The organism is Xanthomonas nasturtii, from assembly GCF_023337365.3.
Taxonomy (GTDB): Bacteria; Pseudomonadota; Gammaproteobacteria; order Xanthomonadales; family Xanthomonadaceae; genus Xanthomonas; species Xanthomonas nasturtii.
Genome location: NZ_CP142084.2, coordinates 870,235 through 892,474, shown reverse-complemented (window position 1 = coordinate 892,474; position 22,240 = coordinate 870,235). Strand labels below are relative to the sequence as shown.

Below are 22,240 nucleotides of genomic sequence, written 5' to 3'. Positions count from 1 at the left end.
GATCGCGCTGCGTGCAAGCCGCCCATGCGTCCGGGAGGCGATGCGCTGCGCAGCGGCAGTGCGCGTCACCCCGGCAAGTCACCTCGGTAATTGCGCCTGGCATTCTCTCGGAGATTGCCAGGCGCCATCGCTCAGCGCGCCAGCACCTGCTCAGCCGGCTTGCCCTGCACGGTGAAGTCGCTGTCGCCCGGGCCACCGGCCTTGGGGTCGGTGTACCAGCACCACAGCGCGATGCCTTCCACGCCGTGCGCATTCAGCACCTTGCGCCACTGCTGCAGCACCTGCAGCTGCAGCTGCGTATCGACTGCGGCCGTGCGTTGCTCCGGGCTTTCCCAGGGCGCCGCCAGACTGCCGCGCGCAGAACGCAGCCCCAGCTCGGCCACCCACACCGGCTTGCCCACGCGCTGCCCCAACTGCTGCAGGCGTTGCGCGGCAGCGGTCATTTCGGCGGTGCGTGCATCGGCGGCTTCGGACAGGCGCGGATACAGGCTGGTGCCCACCGCATCGAACAACGACCAGTACCGGAAGCTCTCGGCATGCTCCATGCCATCGGCCACGTACAGCAGCTTGCCGTGGTAGACCTTGCGCACGGCCGCCACCAGGGCCGGCCACTGCGGCGCGTCCTGCAGCTTGCGCAATTCGGTGCCGATCACCAGCGCTTCGGCGTGTTCGTCTTGCGCCAACCTGGCCAGCGGCAGCAGCGCATTCTGATACGCCGCAAACCAGGCAGCCGGGTCGGTAGGCGCTGCATCGCCGGCCCAGTGACCCGGAATCCATACATGTACCTTGAGTGTCGGCTGCAAGCCGGCCTGGAGGCTCTGCCGCAACGCGGCGCGCATGGCTTCCACGTTGCTGTCGCTCCCCAGCACCGGGTCGTTGGACTGCGGGTTGGCCTGCCACACGAACGCGACCAGCAGCGCCTTGCTGGCGCCGGTATCGGCCAGCGCGTCCAACGACTGCGCTGCAGCCTCACTTTCCCACGGCGCGTTGGCCGAGACCTTGACGTTGGCACCCATCCAGATGGGCGCGGCGGCATTGCAGCCGTTTGCCAGCAGACACACGCCGATCAACGCTGCGCTGCTTAGAAGGCGCTTGAACATGCGGTAGACACCTCGGCAGACACCGCGGAATTCGGCAGCGCCGCGTGTTGGGCGCACGCGGCTGCACGCAAGGATGCGTTGTTATCGTCCGGCTGCGCCACCGTGGCGGTGACAGGGTTTGCCCGGTCGGCACTGATGGCAGCCACTGTTGCAGCCGGCGTCACGGCAACGCCGTCGGTCACTGCCGGCTGCGCCACACCTGCATCCTGCGCAGCAGGAGCGAGCGCTGCATTCACCGGCAGCGACACCGGCGCCGTCATGACCACGGCCTCGCCCTGCAGCAACGCCTGCTCATCGGCAGGTGCGGCACGCATCCAGCTACCCCAGCCCTGCGGCTGCGCCCAGACCGCACCGATCAGGCCCAGCAGCAGCAAGCCAGCAGCCTGGCTGCGTTGATCGGCGTGCAGCGCGCGCAACAACAACGCCGCCGGCACCCACAGCAGCAACAAGGCGTCGAACCCGGCCCAGCCGAATGCGAACGACAACGCCGCCGCACAGATGACGGTGCCGGCACTGGCCACCACGCCACGCGTCAACGCGCCACTGCGCGCACGCGCCACCAGCGCCAGGATCGGGAAGCACACCACGGCCGCAACGCCCCAGCGCACCGCCGGCAACCAGCCTTCGGCATGCGCGGCCAACGGCAGCGGCAGCGGGCTGGACACCTGCGCGATGCTGGACAGCGTCGGCCACGGTGCATTGAACACGGTCAGGTTGACGTAGGCCCACATGCCGACCAGGAACGCGAACGGCAGATAGCACACCAGATAGAACGAACCCGGCGCCTTGCGCAGCATCTGCGGCGGCATCACCAACAGCAGCCACGGTGCCACCATCGTCGACAACGCCAGCGTCTGCAGATCCAGGCACAGCAGGACGCACAACCAGCCGGCGATACGCAGATAAGTGAAGGCTTCTACCGGCGCCTGCAAGCGGCGCAAGGTGCGGCACAGGCCGTAGAAGGCCAGCAACCCCACTGCCTGACTGCCGCCGGCTGCAATCGGTAACAGAAACAGCGGATTGCAGCCCACCAGCAGGGTCAAAGCGCTGGCCCAGCCGCGCCCTAACACGCCGGCAAGGTCGCGCCACAGCAGCGACAGGAACAGCGCGTTGGCCGCCACCGCCAGGAACGGCCAGACCTGGAACGGCAGATTCCAGCTGTGCAGGGTCAGATCGACGGCCCACGCCAGCAGGCCGGTTGCCGGCAAGCCAGCACCCGGCGCAAGCGTCGGCGCTGCGGTGCCGACCGACTGCAGCAGCAACGGCTGGCTGAGCAGCGACAATGCCACCACGGCCACCAGGAACGCCGGCAGCCCGCTCTCGCGACGCGGCGTTACCGCGTCACTCTTCGAGTGCGGCGCGGCGCTCGTTTTCCGAATGCTTGCTGATGCCATGCGTGGTTTTCTCCCAATAGAACGGATTGTGGATCAGCTGCCAGAGACCCTTGTAGGCGGCGACCGACTGCAGCACCCAATAGAACGGCACCGTCAGCGCGTAGGGCGCCAGCTTGAAGTAGTCGCGTTTGAACGCAGCCACCAACGTGATGTAGATGAAAAATGCATTGGCCAGCAGCAGGTTGACCAGGGACACTGCAGCCAGCCACGGCGGGAAAATCGCATCGAAAACGCGCGCGCCGCTCACGATGCTGATCAGGCACAACGCCCACATCACCGGCACGCCCAACGCGATGAAAAAATTACCGCCGATAAAGAACTGAAAGCCCCAAAACCCCTTGAACCCGGTGCTGCGATACAGATGCACCGGGTCGCGCATGTGCACCAGCCAGGTCTGCATGTAGCCCTTGAGCCAGCGCGAACGCTGCCGGATCCAGTTGGGAATGCTGACGTTGGCTTCTTCGAACGTGGTGGAGTTCACCACGTTGACGCGGTAGCCGTTCTGGATCAGCCGCACGCCCAGGTCGGCGTCTTCGGTGACGTTGTACGGGTCCCATGCACGCACCTGGCGCAACACGTCCAGGCGGAAGTGATTGGAGGTGCCGCCCAGCGGAATCGGGATACGCAGGTATTCCAGCGCCGGCAGGTAGAAGTCGAACCAGAGCGTGTACTCCAGCGTGAACATCCGCGTCAGCCAGTTTTCGTCGGCGTTGTAGTAGTTCAGCCGCGCCTGGATGCACACCACATCCTTCTCGGCCTTGCGGAACGCCGCCACCACGCGCTTGAGCTGGTCCGGCTCTGGCTTGTCTTCGGCGTCGTAGATGGTGAGCAGTTCGCCGCGCGCAAAATGCAGCGCGTAGTTGCAGGCCTTGGGCTTGGTCTTGGGCTGCGACGGCGGCACCCGGATGATTTCGAAGAATGCTTCCAGGCCCAGTTTCTTGGCCGCGTCGATAGTCTCGAAATCGTCCGCTTCCAGCACCAGCTTCACGTCGAGCTTGCTGATCGGGTAGTCCAGCTTGCGCAGCGCATTGGCCAGAATCGGCAGGACTTCCGGTTCCTTGTACATCGGCACCAGCACGGTATAGACCGGCAGGTCGTCGTCGCGCAGCGCGGCCACGTCGTCCTCGGTGACCTTGATGTCGATGCGATGGCGCGAGCCGAACCACACCAGCAACAGCTTCAAACCGAAGGTCGCCAAAAAGCCCAGCGCCACCAGCACGTTGACGGTGATCAAGGCCGGCACCGGAAACACCACCATCGCAAGCAGCAACACCGCAGCGATCGCCCACAGCGCGTGCTTCTGCCCGCGCGTGACCACCTGGCGTGCCGAATAGGTCGGCGCGTGCGAGGCGAGCAGGTTCAGTGCGTTATCGGTGAGCTGCTCGTCGGCGTAGCGCTGCAGGCTCCAGATGATGTCGAACTTGGCGGTGCCGACAAAGCGCACGTCTTCGCCGTAATGCGCGCGCGCCCAGGCGAACAACGCTGGATCGGGGTCGGCCACGGCCAACACCAGCACGCCGTCCTCGCGCCGCCACGGCAACACCAGGCGCTGCGCGTAGCTGTCCAGATCGCCGGGAGTCAGCAGCGCCGGATCCGGCGACTGCTGCACAAGATCGACGAATTGCAGCCCGAAGTGCGCCGCAACGATGGCGTAGAACCGCTGCGCCGGGACACCGCGCTGGGCCAGGATCACATCGCCCAGACGCGAGTTCCAGCGTTGCTGCAAGGCCAGCGCCAAGCGCAGCTGTTCATCGGTGATGACGCCTGCCGAAACCAGCGCACGACCCAGCAGACCGCGCTCGCGGCCGATGTCCGGCGCGCGTCCCAGCGCTTCCATTTCGCAGGTGACCGTCATGTGGACGCGCCCTTAGAAACGCCACCAGGCGGCCACGAATGGCCCGCCTGCGGCAGCAGTGTTGCGGCCCATCACCGGCTGCTGATACCCCAGCTGCCATTGGCTGCCGCCCGGCGCGGTATACAACGTGGACAGCTGCAGCTTGGTCAGGTCGTAGTTGGTGCCGGTGGCGACAAAGCCTTGCCGCGGCAAATTGTTACGGCCATTGCCCAGACCCTGGATGACGTTGAGTTCGCCGAGCAACAACCAGCTCGGGGTCAGGCTCAAACCAGTCGATGCATCCACCCTCACTTCATCGGAAGCCGCACTGCCGCGCAGGCGCACTGCGCCCCCCAAATCAACGTACCCATTGCGTCCGCCCAGCGTGTAGCCGCGGCCACGGCTATACCGCAGCTCCAGGCCGTAATCGCCCAAGCCGAGCGCGGGATCGGAATTCGCCGGGGGATTGTTCGGGTGGTAGGTCTTGCTGCGGCCATAGGCCGGGATACTGACCAGCCCTTGCACCGAACTGCGCCAGACATCGTCCGGCGCGCTCGGAAGCGCGTAGCGCAAGCCGATTTCTTGATCGGAAAAACCGGTCGTACTGGTTTGCTGCCGGCCGCGACCAACATCGTGGCTGCTGAAACCGACATCGGTGAAATAGAAATTGCCGATGAAGCTGAGCTTGTCGGTCAAACCATGCTCGACATACACATTGAGCTGGTCCTGACGGCTGCGGCCGTTGCCGTCGAACTGCTGGCCGTCGCCAAACGTGGTGCGGTGGTGACTGTCGTCGAACCACCCACGGCCATCGCTATGCAAGGCCTTGACGATCACCAAGGTGTCGCCCTGCGGCTGGGTCCAGGCACCGGCCAGGGCGGTACCCGGCGAGGCGGCAAGCAGGCAGCTCAGTGCAAGCGCTGAGGCCAGGATCGACGGCGCGCGACGGGCAGCTGGATTGGGGCGACACGTCGGGCCAACCGGGCTGGACTGCAGCGGGGCGGCGCACGACTGACGTACCCGCAATTGCGGGTCGTTCTGTAAGGACATTTGCACGATTCCTGATGGGGGACCCGAGAGGGACAGGAAGCTAATGATTGATCACACTTCGGGGCGCAACGTATCACAGTTTTTGCGGCGACCCATCACTGATTTATCACAAATTTAACGCGATCAAACTCATTTCTTTTGCAACAAACGCGGCACCTGCGCAGCGGCATGGGTCCAGATGGCAAGCCACACGCCGAGACGGGTGAACAGCCCGCGTTGGCCGGCTTCGAACTTGCGGAAATAGCGCCACAAGCCGCGGTGCTTATGCCATTCCACAAAGAACGGGCGTGCACGGCTGGAGACCCCGCGCACGTGCAGCACCTGCAGATCGTTGGCCACCGCCACCAGCGCGCCGGCCTGGCGCGCACGCCGGCACAGATCCAGGTCCTCGGCATGCAGCCGGTAGCCGCTGTCCCAGCCGTCCAGCCGGTCGAACAGGCTGCGCTGCATCAGCATCAACGCACCGGAGATGGCATCCACCGTCTGCAAGGCGCACGCCGGGTCGGCCGGCACCGCCAGCTGGGCGGCGGCACGCGGGGCGCGCAGCATGGCGGCAAAGTCCGGGTCGCGACGGCGCACCGCCGCGTCCGGCCGGCCTTGTTCGTCCACCTGTTCCACTCCCAACAGCACCGCCGGATGCCCGGCCGCGCGGTCGCAGAGCTGCAGCAAGGTGTCGCGCTCGACCATCAGGTCCGGGTTGATGAAGACCAGCCAGGGCGCCTGCGAGTCGCGCGCGCCCTGGTTGCAGGCGGTGGCAAAACCGGGGTTGTCCGGGTTGGCGATGAAATGCAGCCGCGCGTCGGCCAGCGCGTGGCGCTGCACCACTTCCAGGGTGTCGTCGCTGGAGGCGTTGTCGACCACCCGGATCTCGCTGATGCCCGCGGCCGCGCGCAATCGCGACAGGCACGCATCGATGGTGCTGCTGCTCTGGTAGGTGACGACGACGGCGGCGATCTGGACGGGAGTCATCCGGCCATTATCCGGTGCCGGGACGGCGCAGCGCCATCTCAACTTCGACGCTGTGGGCTGCAGGTGCGGGCTGCAGGTTGCGCGCCAGCTGCTGTCGCGGCTGCACTGGCCTCGCCGGCGCTCGCGCGACCGCGCCACACCGGCATGGCGACCCATCGCCGCAAAGCGCATACTGCGCGCTTGGAGCCGCCATGCGGTCTCCGTTTGCGACACTTGAGCGACCAGCAACACGATTGCGCAGCCAACAGGCGAGCGCGGGCAGCACGCGGTGCATGTACCAGGCGTACATCGCGTTTTTTTTGAGAGCGCGCCGCCCGCACCCACCTGACAGCCACCCGTTTTGCCAGTCGCTTTGATGCACTCCCACACCTGATTGTTGAGATGACGGCCAGCGACCTTTTGGTTTCGCGCTGCCTTTTCATTCCCTGCGTCGCGGCTGCCTGATGGCGGATGCGATGCAACGACGGCCTGGCAGCGCCGTCCTTGTCGATGCCGGCGCGCGCGCCGGGTCCGCCGCTTCACTCCTGACCTCCTGGTCTATACCACCCACCGGTGCCGCACGCCGCAGGCGTACGCAAGGCGCGCCGCCATGAGCGTGCCGCATCAGGTACATGGCATGAGCCTGGAACTGGCGCTGCCGGATTGGCCGGTGCTGAGCACCGACGAAATCCAGCGCGTATTGCAGGGGTTTCCGGCACTGGGCCAGCTTGCCGCGGTGCGCTGGCATAGCGCGCGCCCGTTCTCGGCGGCGGCCTGCGTGGACACTGCCAGCGGCCCGCTCATCGTCAAACGCCACCACCGCAGCGTGCGCAGCGTCGCCGCGTTGCGCGAGGAGCACAGCTTCATGGCCCATCTGCGCTGGGCCGGCGCACCGGTGGTGGAAGTGCTGCACGACGCCCAGGGCCGCACTGCGCTGGCACACGACGATTGGGTGTACGAGGTGCAGCGCGTCGGCGCCGGACGCGACATCTACCGCGATGCCTTGTCGTGGACACCGTTCACCGACGCTGCGCATGCACAGGCCGCCGGCGTCGCGCTGGCGCGCTTGCACACCGCCGCCCAGGGCTTCGATGCACCCGCGCGCTCCACCAGCGTGCTGGTCGCCAATCTGCGCCTGTTTGCGCAGGCCGACCCCGTGCAGGCATTGCATGCGGTCTTGCCGGCACGGCCACGCCTGGCAGCGGCGCTGCAGCACCGCCCCTGGCAGCACGACTTCGCCACCCATCTGCTGCCCTGGCATGCGCGTGCATGGCCACTGCTGTCCGCACCGGGCGCGCTACCGCCGCTGTGGACCCATGGCGATTGGCACGCGTCCAACCTGCTGTGGGACACCGACGACGGGCATACCCGCGTCAGCGCCATCTTCGATTTCGGCTTGAGCGATTGCAGCAGCGCGCTGTTCGATCTGGCCACCGCCATCGAACGCAACCTCATCCCGTGGTTGCGACTGGACACCGGCGCACGCGCGCAGGCCGAGCTGGCCCAGCTCGACGCGCTGCTGGATGGCTACGCGCAGCATCGCCCGCTGGATGCCAACCAAGTGCGCTGCCTGGCCGCGCTGCTGCCCATCGTGCATGCCGACTTCGCGCTGAGCGAAATCGAATACTTCGCCGGCATCACGCGCTCGCCCGCGAATGCCGACATCGCCTATCACCGCTATTTGCTGGGCCATGCGGACTGGTTTACCAGCGCCGACGGCCAGCACCTGCTCAAGCATCTGCACGCGCGTGCGCACCGGTTGCCATGAGCGCCTTCCTTTCTCTGTCGAGTCCTGCCCATGTCCGTTGCATCTCCCCTGCTCTCCCGCTGCCCGCTCGCGCTTGCATTGGCGCTGTGCTGCGCTCCTGCACTGGCGCAGCAGCAACCCGACGCCGATGCGGTCGAACTGGATGCGGTCAACGTGCGTGGCGAGCATGCCGAAACCAACACCGCATTGAGCGGATTCGGCGCAACCCGGCTGCTGGACGCACCGGCCTCGATCGCAGTCATCGAGCGCGCGCAATTGCTGGACCGTCAGGCGCGCGTGCTCAGTGAGGTGCTGCGCGCCGACGCCTCCGCCGGCGATGCGTATGCGCCGATCGGTTATTACGAAAACTTCGTGGTGCGCGGCTATTCGCTCAATGCCGCAAACAGCTATCGCATCAACGGCCTGAGCGCGGTGGGCGAACAGTCGATCGCGCTGGAAAACAAGCAGCAGGTGCAACTCGTCAAGGGTCTGGCCGGACTGCAGTCGGGCGTCAACGAGCCGGCCGGCTTGATCGACTACCGCACCAAGCGGCCCGAGCACGTGCGCAGCGTGACCCTGGGCACCGACGAGCAGGGCTCGCGCTATGTTGCCGCCGACCTGGGCGACTGGTTCGGTGCCGAACGCACGCTGGGAGTGCGCGTCAACGCCGCACGCGAAGACATCAATAGTTATGTCGACCATGCCGATGGCTACCGCAATTTCCTCTCGCTGGCCGGCGACTGGAAGATCACCCCGCAAGCGCTGCTGCAGCTGGACGTGGAATACCAGCATCGGCAACAGCGCTCGGTACCCGGCTACCAATTGCTCGGCGGCACGCAGGTGCCGCGCGATATCGACGTGCGTCGCCTGCTGGGTTACCAGCCGTGGGCACGGCCGGTGGAAATGGATTCGCTCAACGCCCAGCTGCGCTACGCCTACCAGTTCAACGACGACTGGCGCGCCACCGCCGAGGCATCGCGCAGCCGCTCGGTGATCAACGATTTCTCCGCATTCGCCTGGGGCTGCTATGGCGCGGCAAGCTGCGCGGACATCGCCACGCCGAACTTCTTCAGCGCGCAGGGCGAGTACGACGTCTACGACTACCGCAGCCCCGACGACACCCGCGTGCATGATCAACTGCGCGCCACGCTGGAAGGCCACGTGCTCACCGGTGCACTGGATCACCATCTGAGCATCGGTGGCGACTGGCTACGCCGCACCATCGATCGCTTTGGCTCGGTCAACGAATTCGTCGGCAGCGGCAGCATCGACCGCGACCCGGCCGTGTTCGCACAAACCGATGTCCCCCTGGACCCCAAACAACGCCGCCTGGATAGCCGCCAGCGCGCGCTGGTGCTGGCCGACCGTATCGGCCTGGGTAAGCAGTGGGAGCTGGCGCTGGGCGCGCGCGCCGTGCGGCTGGACGAACGCGCGTTCGATCGCGACGGCATGCTGGAGCGGCGCACCCGCAAGGACGCGGTGCTGCCGCAGGCGGCACTGTTGTTCAAACCGCAGCAGAACGTGTCGCTGTATGCCAGCTACGCCAAGAGCCTGGCCGCCGGCGGCACCGCGCCGTGGTTTGCCGATAACGCCGATGAAATCCTGCCGCCGACCAATGCGTACCAGCTGGAGACCGGCGCAAAATTCGATCTCGACGGCCTGCGCCTGGGCGCGGCGCTGTTCGACATCCGCCAGGCCTACCAGTTCACCCAACCGCAGGCCGATGGCGGTCTGCTCTACGTGCAACAAGGCCGCCTGCACAACCGCGGCCTGGAGCTGTCGGCCGACGGCGCAGCCACCGAACAACTGCGCATCTTCGCCAGCGTTGCGGCGATCCGCGCGCGCGCAGAAGGCACCGACATTGCCGAGTACGAAGGCCATCAGGCGATCAACGTGCCCAAGCTGCGCGCCAGTGTGCAGGCCGATTACAGCGTGCCCGGTGTCGATGGGCTGGCGCTGCTGGCCGGCGTGCAATACAGCGGGCGCAAGTTCGCCGACCGAATCGGCACTGCCAGCGTACCGGCCTACACCGTGGCCAATCTGGGCGCGCGCTATGCCACTGCGCTGGGCGGGCTGGCCACCACCTGGCGCTTGAATGTGGACAACGTGTTCGACAAGCGCTACTGGCGCGATTCCGGCGAATACCAGGGCGATGCCTATCTGTTCCCCGGCGCACCGCGGACGGCGCGCCTGACCGTGCAGGTGGATTTTTAAAAGCGCTGATGCAGCCATTCGATTCGCCAGCAGCTGAGCTGCGTTCGTTGCGCTGTTGCTGTCGTGAGCGCAGCGCATGGGTAGATGGCACCAAATGACAAACGCTCACCTGGTGCTTGCACCGTCGCGTTGACCTGTCTGCAGCATTGCACCTCGATCCAGCTTCCACTCTGCATTCCCTTCAGGCCTTCCATGCTGCTGCTCGAATCCATCGCCGTCGTGATCAACCTGCTGGGCGTATGGCTGACCGCGCGGCGCACCCGTTGGTGCTGGCCGGTCGGCATCGTGGCGGTGGCGTTGTATGCATGGCTGTTCTATCAGTGGAAGCTGTACTCGGACATGCTGTTGCAAGGCGTCTACGTGCTGACCCAGCTCTACGGATGGGGGCACTGGCAACGCGGAAGCGCTGTCCAAACGCGGATTCGCCCGCTGCCGATGCCGGTTGCGGAACTGTGGCTGTCGCTGTGCATCGGCGCGGCGTTCGCTGCCGCACTCGGTGCTTACATGCATTACCGCACCGATGCGGCGCTGCCGTGGCTGGACGCGGCGCTGGCCAGCTTCAGCCTGGTCGCCAGCGTCTGGGCAGCACGCAAGCGCATCGCCAACTGGGTGTTGTGGATCGTGCTGGACTGCGTGTATGTCGGCGTCTTCATCAGCACGGGGCTCTACCCCACCGCCGTGCTTTATGCCGGCTTCGTGGCACTTGCCGTGTACGGCTGGCACAGCTGGAAAACCCAACAGAACCGGAACCTGGCCGGCGCCCACTGAGCCAAGCGCAGTTTGCGCACGCGTTCTTCTTTACCATCGCAGCATGTACGCCTTTCAACTCATTGCCTTGCCCATGCCCTGCGCGCTTCCTCGGCGGTTCGCCGCATGAGCGTGTCGCGCCAGCACACCATCACCGAAGTGATTTCTGCGCAGATTGCCGCCGGCGAATGGGGGCCGGATCAACGCCTGCCGGTGGAACGCGCGTTGGCCGAGCGGTTCGCCTGCACCCGCATCACGTTGCGCGAAGCGCTGCAGCAGCTTGAAGCCGAAGGCCGCATCTACCGCGAAAACCGCCGCGGCTGGTTTGTCAGTGCACCGCGCGTGCGCTACGACCCCACCAGCATTGCCGGTTTCATGCAGTACGTGGCGGCGCAAGGACGCAAGCCGCGCACCGAGTTATTGAGCGCCACCCGGCAGGCAGCAGGCGCCGCCTATGCTGCGGCATTGCGCCTGGATAGCCCGTACGACGACGTGTTTGTGCTGCAACGCCGGCGCTGGATCGACCGCCGCGCCGTGCTGCTGGAAACCAATGTGGTGCTCGCGGCCTGGGCGCCTGGCCTGCTCGAACACGATCTGGCCGGCTCGCTGTCGAGCGTGTTCAACCAGCGGCTCGGCCTGTTCCTGAGCCGCGCGCAGCTGTCGATGCATCCGGCCGGCCTGGATGCGGCGCAGGCGATGCTGCTGCAATCCACCCCCGGCACCCCGTGTTTCCGTCTGCAGCGGATCAGCTTTGCCGAAGACGGCAGCGCGGTGGAACTGGATATCGAATCCTGGCGGCACGACGCGCTGGATGTGGTGGTGCGCACGGAGGCACCGACGCGCTCGGCGCTGTAGCGCGGGGAATTGGGAATTGGGAAGAGCATGCCGCGCTGCTGTCTTTGCGGCTTTAGTGCGGGCTTGGCGTCACTGACAGCACATCGTGAACTATCGATCTGAATTCGGTCGTGCGCTCGGAACACAGCGCGCAGGTGATACATGCGGCGCCGAGCGCCGGCCACGCGCTCTTGGCGCCGAGCGCAGGTGTTGTGTTAGCTGCTCTACGCGTCGAACAGCGCGCGTTGCGGGTCCGGTGGCGGCAGTTCGGCCAGCAGTTGGGTGAGCTGATCGCGCCGGGCGCGCAGCGGGTCGTGCATGAGGAAGTTGGCCAGGCGTGCGTGCCAGGCCGGCCAACGCGTGGCCAGTGCGTCCATGTCGCCATCGGCCGGGCGGCCTTCGTGCGGCGACGCGACGAAGGCGGTGTCGCACAACACGTTGCGCCAGCCCAGCCCGCCCATGCGCAGGCTCAAATCCACCAGTGCGGCATACCACGAGCCGTAACTGCTGGCATCCAGGCCACCGGCCTTGCGGCGTGCAGTGCCACGCAACAGCACTGCATGCCCGATCGCCGACGGCAGTTCCGGGTGCAGCGGCGGCATCGCGGCACAGGCAGCCGCAAGCCGTTCGGGTGCATCCGGCATCGGATTGAGTTCGCCCAGCCGCGGCCAGCTGCAGGCTTCGCCGACATTGCTCCACGGCGTGGCCGTGGCGATCGCCGCATCGCGTGCAAAACAGGCGGTGAGTTGCCGCAACCACCCGGGCAACGGGCAGGCATCCACCCCCAGCACCACCACATCGGCGTCGCCGCAGGCGCTGAGCATTTCGTCCAGATGTGCCACCTCGCCGAGCATGCGCTGGCGACGGGTGTGGTGTGCCTGCAACTGCGTGCGCGCCAGCCAGTGTTCGATCACCACGCGCCCGCGCGGACCGGCCTGGGCATCGTCGGCCAGCCACACCCGCGTGCCTGCGGGCGTGGCGGCGTCCAGCGCGCCTAAACACGCGTCCAGCGCCTCGTCGTCGGTGCCGACCGGCACCAGCACGACGGGCAGCGCTGCACTCACCTTAGTTTCTTGGCTGCATCAAGCGGATCCATCGCCCGGAACTTCTCGCCGTACTCGTCGGTGAGATTGCGTGCCTCCTGCGGATTGCGGACGATCGACGGAGTGATCAGCACGATGACTTCGCGGCGGTCGGTATTCCTGGTCTTTTGACCGAACAGGGCGCCGACAACTGGCAGCTTGCTCAAGAAGGGGACGCCTGCACTGACGTCGCTCGTCGTGTCGTCGATCAAGCCTGCGAGCATCATGGTGTCGCCGCTCTGCACTGCAGCTTCGGTTTTGACACGGCGCGTATTGATATCGACGTTACAAGCGGCGCTGTTGACGGTTGTGGTAGCCGCCGCAGTACACGCCGGCGGTCGTGCACCCGGCGTGCTGACCTCCTGCACGATATCCAGGAACACCATGCCGTCCTTGGTGACCCGTGGACGTACCTTCAAGATCACGCCGGTGTCGATGTACTGCACCGACGAAAAGCTGCTGTCGCTGCCCAGCCCGGTATTGATCGACGTCGAATTGATCGGAATGCGCGAGCCCACATTGAGCGTGGCTTCGGCGTTGTTGCGCACGAACACCGAAGGCGTCTGCAGCAAACGTACGTTAGTCACGGTATCCAACGCACTGATGACTGCCGCTGCATTCTTGCCAAGAAATGTCCAGCCCACCCCACCGTTGGTGACGGTTCCTGCAATGTCGCCCCAGATGCCGCGTCCTACGGCAGGTGGCAGGCCGGGCCCACCGGATGCCACTGGCACGCTCACTGCATTTTCGAAATACCAATTCACACCGTACTGCAGCTCACCAGTCAAATTCACCTCAGCCACCTGCGCCTCGATATGCACCTGCATCGGCATCACATCGAGCTTTTCGATGACGTCGCGGATCGAGGCCCACGACTGCGGTGTGGAGCGCACCAGCAAAGTGTTGGTTTCGGCCACCGCCGACACACCAACCTTGTCGCCTTCCACTTCCAGGGTCACCGCGCCATTGCCGTTGCTGCGCGGGGACAGCTGCAGGCTGCCGTTGCCCAGGCCACCACTGCTGCCGCTCCCACTGCTGCCACCGAAGCTGCTGCCGGACGAACTGCCATCGCCGCTTTCGCCGACGCTGCCACCGGTCATGCCGGAGCTGCCACCCATGCTGCTGTCACGATTACCGAGCGCGCCACCGAGCACGCTGCTCTCGGCGCCCGGCGCCAGCGAGGCATTGGAATCGCCGCCGCTACTGCGGCCGCCGAACACCTCAGACAACCGATCGGCCAGGTCCTTGGCCTTGATGTACTTCAACTCGTACGAAAACAACCGCACACCGCCGCCGGCGCTGTCGATGCGGTCCAGCCACTGCTGGATCTGGTCCAGGTAACGCGGCTGTGGGGTGATCACCAGCACCGCGTTGGCGTTTTCCAGCGGCATGAAACGGAACATGCCAGCGCTGGGCGTCTTGCTCTGTTCGCCGAACACCTTTTCCAGATCGGCGCTGACCTTTTCGGCCTTGCCGGACTGGATCGGGAACACGCCCACCGACATGCCCGACAACCAGTCCACGTCGAAGATCTGCACGGTACGCAGGTAGTTCTCCAGCTCGGCACGGGTACCGCCCAGGGTGATGACGTTGCGCGACGGGTCGGTGCCGACGATGGCATTCGGCCGCGCATACGGCTCCAGCACCTTCTTCATTTCGCTGGCGGAGATGAACTTCAACGGCACCACGCGCACTTCGAACCCGCGCGCGGCCGAGGGCGATGCGGTGCTGGGCGCGACGGTGCCGGCCAGCGCCTGATCGGCCGGCACGATGTTGTAGCGGCCACCGCTGAACACCATGCGCGCGTTGTTCCAGCCCAGCACCATTTCCAGCAGGTTCAGGGCCTGCGCCGGCGAGACCGGGTTGGGCGTGGCCAGGGTCACGGTGCCCTGCACGCCCGGCGCGATGACGTAGTTCTGGCCGAGCATGTCGCCCAGGATCGCCTTGACCACCGCCTGCACCGACTCGCCTTCGAAATTGAAGGTGGCGCTGCCGCTGCTGGCCATGCCCAGCGTGGGCGACGGCGCGGCGGCGGCGCTCTGGTTGATCATGGTGCCGCTGCCGCGCCGGATCACCGGGCTCGGTTTGGCACTGGCGCTGACGTTGCCGTCTGCACGTTGTTCGGCGGGGGTCTGGGTGGCGCCGGCAGCGCCGACTTGCGGGTCCAGGCGCGCATTGCGGCGCACGTCCGGCGGCGGAGTGGTGGCGCAACCGGCCAGCAGGCCAATCAGCAGGGACACGGGAAACAGGCGCGGCGTCATGCGTTCACTCATTGGGTCTGACCGGGGGTAGAGCCGCTCTGGCGCTGCTGTTGCAGCTGGCGGCGTCGGGCTTCGATGCGTTCGCGGATGGCACGCATCTGATCGTCGGAGGGGCGTGGGGCTTCCTGCGCGCCATCGCTGCGCTGCGGCGGCACCGTGGGCGGTGCCTGCCCGCCGGGCTGTTGCACGGGCGTAGCGGGTTGCGCTGGCGGCGGCTGCGCCGGTGCAACCGCGGCAGCATCGGGAGAGGGCAACGGCGGGGTTGCCGCGGCGGCACCACGCGCGGCCGCATTGGCGGTGGGCGGCTGCCCGCCCTGGCCGTTGAACACGTGCAGTTCCAGTGTCTGAGTGCCGCTGGGGCCTTCGATGGTTGCGCTGCGCGGCTGCAGGGCGAGCAGGCGCCAGCCCTTCACTGCGTCGCCGCCCAGCTGCACGCGCACCGAATCCTGCGGGTCCAGGGTCAGCGTGGCCATCTTGAAGTTTTCGGTCAGCAGCACGCCGGTCAGGCGCACCGTGGAAGCGGCGCCACTGCCGTCGTTGCCGGACAGGAAGAACGGATGCGGCAAGCGGTCTTCAGCGAACGCCGGATGCGCGGCGATCTCCGAATATTTCACGAACGCGCCCAGCCGCTCCGGGGCCGGTGCCGGCAAGGTGGGCAACCGCTGCACCAGCGCGGGGTCGTCCGGCAGCAGCTCCACGCGCTTGCCCAGGCCGGCAACCGCCAGCACGCACACCAGCAGTGCCCAACCGACCACGGTAGCCAGCAACCAGGTGCGCAGGCCGATCATGTCAAGGCGCATTGCTGGCCTCTGCGGCGGCTGGCGCTGTGGGCGCGGTCTCGGTATTCAGCGGCGCGGCGCTGGCGCCCGGGCGCAGGTAGCCGGCCAGTTCGAAGGCGATATCCAGGCCGTTGCCGCTCTCGTTGGGCGAGAGCTGGTAGCGCTGCGCCATCACGTTGAGGTTGTCCACGAACAGACGCGGGGTGCCGTTTTCCAGGCTGTACAACACCGAGGCCAGTTCCGGGGTGCCGCAGCGCAAACGCACCTGCACCGCCACGCGGGTGAAGCGGTCCTTGCTCTCCGGCTGCAACGGCGAGCGGTTGCTGATGGCGCAGCTGCGGTTGCCGGGGCTGGCTTCCACCACCGCGCGTTCCAGCCGCTGCACCAACCCGGCGGAGGCGAGTTCGGCCGAGGTCTCCGGCAAGAAGCCCGGGCGGCTTTCCAGCGTCTGACGCGCCTGGCGCAGCCGCTTGCTGACTTCCGGCGCCTGCTGCAATTGCACGCGCACGCGCAGCTCGCGCTCGCGCAGCGATTGCAGGTCGTCCTGCACGGCGATCATCGGTTGGGTGAACCACGGGTGCACCAGCACCAGATACGCCACGCCGATCACCAGCAGCAGTATCCCCAAAGCGATCCAGCGATCGCGCTTAACGCTGCGTGGCATTGGCCGCCTCCTTCGCATCGGGGCCGGCCAGCTCGGCGGTGATGGTGAAACGGTCGACGTTGCGACCGGCATCGCTCTGCAGCACGCCGGTCAGCGAGGGCGTGCGCCACAGCGGCGAGCCTTCCAGACGGCGCACCAGCGAGGAGGCTTCGTTGCTCAAGCCGATCAACTGCAATTGCCCGCCTTCGACCGAGAATTTTTCCAGATAGGTGCCGCCGGGCAGACGCCGGCTCAACTCGTCCCAGATTTCCACCGAGGTCGGGCGGGTGGCGCGTTGCTGCTGGAAAAACCGGGCGCCTTCAACCAGATCGAGCAACTGCTGGCGTTCGGCGGCAACCTGGCGCGCGCGCGCAGCATTGGCCTGCACCTTGGCGCGCAGATCGTCGGCAGCCTGGCGGCGATTGTCGAGCAGCAACCAGCCGGCCACGGCCAACAACACCAGTGCGGCGGCAGCGAGCATCAGGTTCCAGCGCTGCATCGGGTCGCTGCGGCGCAGGCGTCGCGCTGGGGGCAGCAGGTTCACGCCCAGCGGCAGACCGTTCGCATCGGCAACATCGATTCCCGACAGCGCGCTGTTCCAGGCGTCCGGCACACCGGCCGGGCCGTCGATCATGCGCCGCGGCACCACCACCAGTTCGGCATCGAGCTGGCCGTCTTCGCGCACGTCGAGCACGCGCGCATCGAAATACACCTGGTCGGCGGTGAACGGGGTTTGCCGATCGATCTCGAAGCGCGCCACATCCTGCAGGCGCGCCGCTGCTGCGGCAGGCAGGCGCAACGGGCGGCGCAACGCGTGTGCGGCCGACAACAACCAATGCCGCGGCAGGCCTTCCAGCGCGGTCGGCAGCAAGGCGTTCACTTCCTGCGGCTGCACCGGCCACGGCAGGCTGGCGACAGTGTCGCTGCTGTGGTCGCGCTGGCGCAGCAACTGCAGCGTGTCGCCGTCCTGCTGCAACAACAGGCGTGCCTGCGACAGACTCAACTGCCATTGCCACCGTTGCGGCAGCCAGGCCAGCAGCGATTGGTGCCACCAACGCCAGACGCCTCCGGCTCCCGGCATGGCGCGTACGCCGATACGACCCAAGGTATCCCGCCATGCGGTCATTGCACTGCTGCTCCCTCTTCCCAACGCAACACGGTATAGGCCGACCCCGGTAATGCAGACGCGCTGATGGACACGACCGCCCGCAACACAGCCTCGCGTCCCTGACTCAGTCGCGCCCGGCTCTCGATACTATAAGTGTCCGAGCCACCGACCGTCGCCTCGCTGCCCGGCAAACCCAGCGGCGCGTCACGCTGCGCCAGCAGTTGCTGCGCATCCAGGCCCATCGCGGTCAACACCGGGCCGGGCGCAAAGCGCGCTTCAGGCCGCGAACGCCCGCTGTACAGGGTGATGTTGGGCAGCAGCTTGCGATACAACTCGCCATCCATGCCCAGCACCAGGCGCAGTTCGCCCAGCGTTTCGAACGGGCTGTCTTTTGCGCCATACGGCAGCCCGGCGTCGGCGTAGTCGCGATCTTCCGCGCCGCCACCCGGCTGGCTCAACGAATCGCCATCGCGCCAATCGACGATGGCACCGGCGATGCGCGCGGCATTGGCCTGCTCGCCGCCTACCGCGCGCACCAGACCGACCAGCGAGGTGGGCTCGGCCATGTTCAGATCCACCTTGCCGCTTTCGTCAGTGATGCGAATCTCCACACTGGCATCGTCCATCTGCCAACGATAGCGTCGGCCGTCTGCGCGCCAGCGTGTCTGGGTATCGGTGCTCTGCAAGCGCGACAGTGCGTATTCCAGGCCAGCGCGGGCGTATTCCTGCGCCTGTGCGCCATTGCGCAGCATGCTGCCCTGCAATGCTTCTACGCGTGCGGTGAGCGCGAACGCACCGATCATCGCAGTGAGCAGGGCGATCAGCCACAACACCAACACCAGCGCGGCACCACGCGCGCGGCTCATTGCTCTGCCCCGGGGTTGCTGGATTGCGGCAGCGCCACCACCAGCGACGGCCATGCGGCGTCGCCGCTGCGGATGTCGATGCGCACCAGCAGCGGCAGGCGGTCGTGCCATTCCCACCGCGGCAGCCATGCGCTCAGGCGGCCGTTCTGCGGATCCATGCCGCGATAACGAAAACTTACCTGCTGCACGCCTTCGGCCAGTTTTTCCGGCGGCAAGGTGCTGCCTTCTTCGATCGACTTGCCCGATTGCAGCATGGTCAATGCGATCAGCAGATTGCGCTGTTCGCCATCGCCGGCCACCGAGAGATCGTGCAGATACGGCCCGCCGCGGCCCAGATAATCCGGCACGTCTGCGGCAAAGCGCATGCGTTGCGGTTCGCCGATGAACAAGATGGGCTGCTGGCTCTGCGGGTCGATACCCATGGCGATCTGCAATGCCGCGGCCAGCCGCCGGCGCAGGAATTCCTCCACCGCACGCACGCGCTCGCTGCGTTGCGCGATCGCTTCGCCGCGCTGACTCACCGCGCTGGCCGAGCGCAAGGTGGCAAACGCCAATGCCAGCCCGCCGACCAGCAGCATGGTCGCCAGCAGCACTTCGATCAGGGTGAATCCGGCGCTGCGCGAACGGCTCATGGCGGGCTGCCCTGCGCGGCGGCGGCCACCAGCCGCAACGTGCGCCATTGCAGCACCTGGTTGGGCTGCTCGCCCCAGCGCACCACCAGGGTCAGTTGCAGCAGGCGATGTGCGCCGGGCGACAGCGGTGCCTGCGGGTTGCGCCGCGGTTCGTCGTACGGGCGCACGTCCATCGACCAGCGGAAGTGCCCGTCTTCGAAGCTGCCTTGTTGCTGCTCGGGCTCCAGCGGCTTGTCCATCCCTTGCATGGCCAGTAGCGACTGCGCGTGCAAGGTGGCGCGCGTGCTTTCATCGGCTGCACGCACCTGGCGTGCGGCACCGGACAACGACCCCAGCAACAGGCTCAATGCCAGCGCCAGTAGCGCGAAGGCGACGATCACTTCGATCAGGGTGTAACCGCGCTGACGTCTCATGGCGACGGCGTCCGCAACGGGCCCGAACGCACCTCGCCGGTGATCCAGCCCACGTCCACGCGCCACCGCGCGTCCTTGACCTGTAGATCGATGCGCCCGCCGGTGGAGGCGCCATCCGGGAAGAACTGGATCGCGCCCTGATCCTGCCGCGATTGCACCTGGCGCGCGCCGGTGAAGCGCACTTCCAGCGACGGCGGCAGATCGCCGTGATGGCCGCCGGGGGCTTCCCAGCGGCGCTGTTGCGGGTCGATCAAGAACCGCTGCGGCGTGCCGGTGGCAATCGCCTGGGTGCGCGTGTAGCGCAGTTGCGAGGCAATCGCCTTGCCGGCGGTGCGCAGGCGCATGCCGTCGATGCCGCCGTTCAATGCCGCGGCGGCGAGCACGCCGGCCATCGCGATCAACGCGATGACCAGCAGCATTTCCAGCAACGAGGTGCCACGCGTGCGTGCCCGACCAGGGCCGACCACTCCATGCGGATGACGCAACGGCTGACACGCAACGCGCATGGCGAGGGCTTATTGGTACTTGATGTCCGAGTCGTAGCTGCTGCCACCGGGCTTGCCGTCCTTGCCCAGGCTGATCAGATCGAACGGCTGGCCATCGCCGGGCACGCGGTACTCGATGGTGTGGCCCCATGGGTCGTTGAGTTCCACCGGCTTGGCGTACGGGCCCAGCCAACCGCTGCTGCCGCCGGGCTGGGTGACCAGGTCATCGAGCTTGCTCGGCAACTTGCCGGTGTCGAGCTGGAAATTCTCGATCTTGCCGGCCAGGGTCTGGATCTGCGATTTGGCCAGATTGGCCTTGCCGCGATCGGCGCCACCGAGCACGCGACTGCCGACCAGCGTAAGCACCGCGCCGATCAGCACGATGACGATGATGATTTCCAGCAAGCTCATGCCGGCCTGGCCTGCGCGCGACGGACTGCGGGTGATGGAACGCTTGATCATGAACGATTTCCTTGCACGTCGATGAAGGATGCTGCCGCCAACAGATGACACGGCGGGCATTGCAATGGTTCCCGCATGGGTGTCGTGCGGTCACCGGAACGTTGTTGTGAAGACGCTGCCCGGCCGGGAACATGGCTGGCACCGCGTCGCGACTGGTTGGCAGCTCCGCGCAAACCGCGCGCAGGCCCCGCAGTGTACGAGTGGTGCACGCCGATTCCGAGTACCGGCTGCGTCCGTCTGGCGGCAACGCGGCCGCATCGATCGCCGCTCTCAGCCGATTGCATTGGTGAGGTCATACAGCGGTACCAATACCGAAATGATGACAAGCCCCACCACCGAGGCCAACACCAGCGTGATGAACGGCACCAGCGCGGCCAATGCGCGGTCGATGGCCTGCGCGGTTTCCAGCTCGAAGGTGTCGGCGGTCTTGAGCAGCATCGTGTCCAGTGCGCCGGATTCTTCGCCCACCTGAATCATCTGCAGCGCCAACCGCGGAAAGCGCTTGCCGCGTGCCAGCGATATCGCAAGACCATGCCCGTTCTTGACGTCGTCGGCGGCATTGGCGACATCCTCCACCAGCGCCAGGTTGGACATGACGTTACGCGCAATGCCGATCGCCGCCAGCAGCGGCACGCCATTGCGCAGCAAGGTGCCCAAAGTCCGTGTCAGGCGTGCGGTTTCCAGCCGCGCAATCAGGCTGCCGACCACTTTCTGGCGCAGCAGCCACTCGTCCAGCGACGCACGAAATGCAGCGTTGCGACGCTTGCGATCCAGCCACAACCCCAGCACGCCGGGCACCACGATCAGCACCAGCCACCAGTCGCGTACCAGCAGGCCCACACTCAACACCGCTTGCGTGAACCACGGCAGCGCCACATCCAGGCTTTCGTACATCTGCGCGAACTGCGGCACCACGTAGCCCAACAAAAACAGCAATGCGCAGCCCACCACCGCCAGCAGGATCGCCGGGTAGATCAACGCGTTGATCACCTTGCCCCGGAGCGCGCGGCTGCGCTCCAGATAATCGGCCAGCCGTTGCAGCGTGTCCTGCATGCTGCCGCCGGCTTCGCCGGCGCGCACCATGTTGATGTAGAGCTTGGAAAACAGCCCATGCTGGCGCTCGAGTGCGGACGACAAAGGCGCACCGCCGCGCACGGTGTCGCGCACATCGCCGATCACCCGCCGGCTTTTTTCGTCTTCGGGCAGATCCATCAGGATCGACAACGCACGATCCAGCGGCTGCCCGGCACCGATCAAGGTCGCCAGCTGCTGGGTGAACTGCACCAGCGCGGCATTGTCGAACGGCTTCTTGCGCAACAGCATGCGCAGCGACGGCGAATCGTTTTCGCCGGTGGCCAGACGCGTTTCCACCGGCAGATGGCCCTGCTCCTGCAGACGCAGCGCCACTTCGGCATCGCTGCCCGCTTCCATCTGGCCGTCGAGCATTTCGCCGTGGGCGTCCAGCGCCTTGTAACGGTAGAGGGGCATCAGGAACGGCCGGGACCGGGGACCGGGGACCGGGCACCCGGGAAGATCGGTTTACTGCACAACGGGAACACTGCGGCGCTTCGGTCGGCATGGATGGGCGCTGCAGCCGGGACGTCGTTGCTGCCCTGACCCGTGAAAGACGGCGTGCCGCAG

The 22,240-nt window shown here is 66.4% G+C and carries 20 protein-coding genes; 4 read left to right on the top strand and 16 right to left on the bottom strand.

The window, feature by feature from the left end; all coding sequences use genetic code 11:
• Positions 1-131: 131 nt before the first annotated feature.
• The 5 genes from M3O59_RS03720 to M3O59_RS03700 all read right to left on the bottom strand — a co-directional run bounded on the left by M3O59_RS03720 (position 132) and on the right by M3O59_RS03700 (position 6,347).
• On the bottom strand, positions 132-1,100 hold the full coding sequence (locus tag M3O59_RS03720) for a glycoside hydrolase family 113 (protein WP_116905002.1): 969 nt from the start codon (positions 1,098-1,100) through the stop codon (positions 132-134).
• Positions 1,082-2,392, bottom strand: a complete 1,311-nt coding sequence (locus M3O59_RS03715) for a hypothetical protein (RefSeq protein WP_181920450.1) — start codon at positions 2,390-2,392, stop codon at positions 1,082-1,084. The genes M3O59_RS03720 and M3O59_RS03715 overlap by 19 nt, the downstream gene beginning before the upstream one ends.
• Before the next feature lie 49 nt (positions 2,393-2,441).
• Positions 2,442-4,349, bottom strand: a complete 1,908-nt coding sequence (locus tag M3O59_RS03710; protein WP_116905004.1) for a glycosyltransferase family 2 protein — start codon at positions 4,347-4,349, stop codon at positions 2,442-2,444.
• A gap of 12 nt (positions 4,350-4,361) precedes the next feature.
• Positions 4,362-5,378 (bottom strand): hypothetical protein, encoded by a 1,017-nt coding sequence (locus M3O59_RS03705; RefSeq protein ID WP_181920441.1) that lies wholly within the window; start codon positions 5,376-5,378, stop codon positions 4,362-4,364.
• A gap of 129 nt (positions 5,379-5,507) precedes the next feature.
• A complete protein-coding gene (locus tag M3O59_RS03700) occupies positions 5,508-6,347 on the bottom strand; it encodes a glycosyltransferase family 2 protein (protein WP_064630810.1) in 840 nt (279 codons plus the stop codon).
• Between the two features lie 589 nt (positions 6,348-6,936).
• Between M3O59_RS03700 and M3O59_RS03695 the strand changes: the two genes are divergently transcribed.
• From M3O59_RS03695 to M3O59_RS03680, 4 genes are all read left to right on the top strand, one after another.
• The gene (locus tag M3O59_RS03695; protein ID WP_064630806.1) at positions 6,937-8,094 is read left to right on the top strand and encodes a phosphotransferase enzyme family protein; all 1,158 of its coding nucleotides are present in this window, start codon (positions 6,937-6,939) and stop codon (positions 8,092-8,094) included.
• Positions 8,095-8,124: 30 nt separating this feature from the next.
• The gene (locus M3O59_RS03690) at positions 8,125-10,287 is read left to right on the top strand and encodes a TonB-dependent receptor (protein WP_116905006.1); all 2,163 of its coding nucleotides are present in this window, start codon (positions 8,125-8,127) and stop codon (positions 10,285-10,287) included.
• Positions 10,288-10,479: 192 nt separating this feature from the next.
• Positions 10,480-11,055 (top strand): nicotinamide riboside transporter PnuC, encoded by a 576-nt coding sequence (gene pnuC / locus M3O59_RS03685; RefSeq protein ID WP_064630802.1) that lies wholly within the window; start codon positions 10,480-10,482, stop codon positions 11,053-11,055.
• A gap of 105 nt (positions 11,056-11,160) precedes the next feature.
• Entirely contained in the window at positions 11,161-11,889 is a 729-nt protein-coding gene (locus tag M3O59_RS03680) for a UTRA domain-containing protein (RefSeq protein ID WP_064630800.1), read from the top strand.
• 203 nt (positions 11,890-12,092) lie between these two features.
• Here M3O59_RS03680 and M3O59_RS03675 read toward each other — a convergent pair whose 3' ends face one another.
• The 11 genes from M3O59_RS03675 to xpsF form a co-directional block, all read right to left on the bottom strand.
• The gene (locus M3O59_RS03675) at positions 12,093-12,932 is read right to left on the bottom strand and encodes a glycosyltransferase family 2 protein (protein ID WP_116905007.1); all 840 of its coding nucleotides are present in this window, start codon (positions 12,930-12,932) and stop codon (positions 12,093-12,095) included.
• Positions 12,929-15,223, bottom strand: coding sequence for a type II secretion system secretin GspD (gene gspD / locus M3O59_RS03670; RefSeq protein WP_064630796.1), 2,295 nt, complete (start codon positions 15,221-15,223; stop codon positions 12,929-12,931). Before gspD ends, M3O59_RS03675 begins: the two co-directional genes overlap by 4 nt.
• On the bottom strand, positions 15,220-16,011 hold the full coding sequence (gene xpsN / locus M3O59_RS03665) for a type II secretion system protein XpsN (RefSeq protein ID WP_116905008.1): 792 nt from the start codon (positions 16,009-16,011) through the stop codon (positions 15,220-15,222). The genes gspD and xpsN overlap by 4 nt, the downstream gene beginning before the upstream one ends.
• Positions 16,001-16,654, bottom strand: a complete 654-nt coding sequence (gspM, locus tag M3O59_RS03660) for a type II secretion system protein GspM (protein ID WP_064630791.1) — start codon at positions 16,652-16,654, stop codon at positions 16,001-16,003. Before gspM ends, xpsN begins: the two co-directional genes overlap by 11 nt.
• The gene (locus M3O59_RS03655) at positions 16,638-17,759 is read right to left on the bottom strand and encodes a PilN domain-containing protein (protein WP_116905009.1); all 1,122 of its coding nucleotides are present in this window, start codon (positions 17,757-17,759) and stop codon (positions 16,638-16,640) included. Before M3O59_RS03655 ends, gspM begins: the two co-directional genes overlap by 17 nt.
• Entirely contained in the window at positions 17,756-18,607 is an 852-nt protein-coding gene (locus tag M3O59_RS03650; RefSeq protein WP_116905010.1) for a type II secretion system minor pseudopilin, read from the bottom strand. Before M3O59_RS03650 ends, M3O59_RS03655 begins: the two co-directional genes overlap by 4 nt.
• Positions 18,604-19,239, bottom strand: a complete 636-nt coding sequence (locus M3O59_RS03645) for a type II secretion system protein J (protein WP_116905011.1) — start codon at positions 19,237-19,239, stop codon at positions 18,604-18,606. The genes M3O59_RS03650 and M3O59_RS03645 overlap by 4 nt, the downstream gene beginning before the upstream one ends.
• On the bottom strand, positions 19,236-19,652 hold the full coding sequence (gene xpsI / locus M3O59_RS03640; RefSeq protein WP_064630782.1) for a type II secretion system protein XpsI: 417 nt from the start codon (positions 19,650-19,652) through the stop codon (positions 19,236-19,238). Before xpsI ends, M3O59_RS03645 begins: the two co-directional genes overlap by 4 nt.
• Positions 19,649-20,158: a type II secretion system protein XpsH gene (gene xpsH / locus M3O59_RS03635; RefSeq protein WP_010367776.1), complete on the bottom strand. Its 510-nt coding sequence runs from the start codon at positions 20,156-20,158 to the stop codon at positions 19,649-19,651. The genes xpsI and xpsH overlap by 4 nt, the downstream gene beginning before the upstream one ends.
• Positions 20,159-20,167: 9 nt before the next feature.
• A complete protein-coding gene (gspG, locus tag M3O59_RS03630; RefSeq protein WP_064630780.1) occupies positions 20,168-20,599 on the bottom strand; it encodes a type II secretion system major pseudopilin GspG in 432 nt (143 codons plus the stop codon).
• A 270-nt stretch (positions 20,600-20,869) separates the two neighbouring features.
• A complete protein-coding gene (xpsF, locus tag M3O59_RS03625) occupies positions 20,870-22,087 on the bottom strand; it encodes a type II secretion system protein XpsF (RefSeq protein WP_064630778.1) in 1,218 nt (405 codons plus the stop codon).
• Positions 22,088-22,240 lie beyond the last annotated feature (153 nt).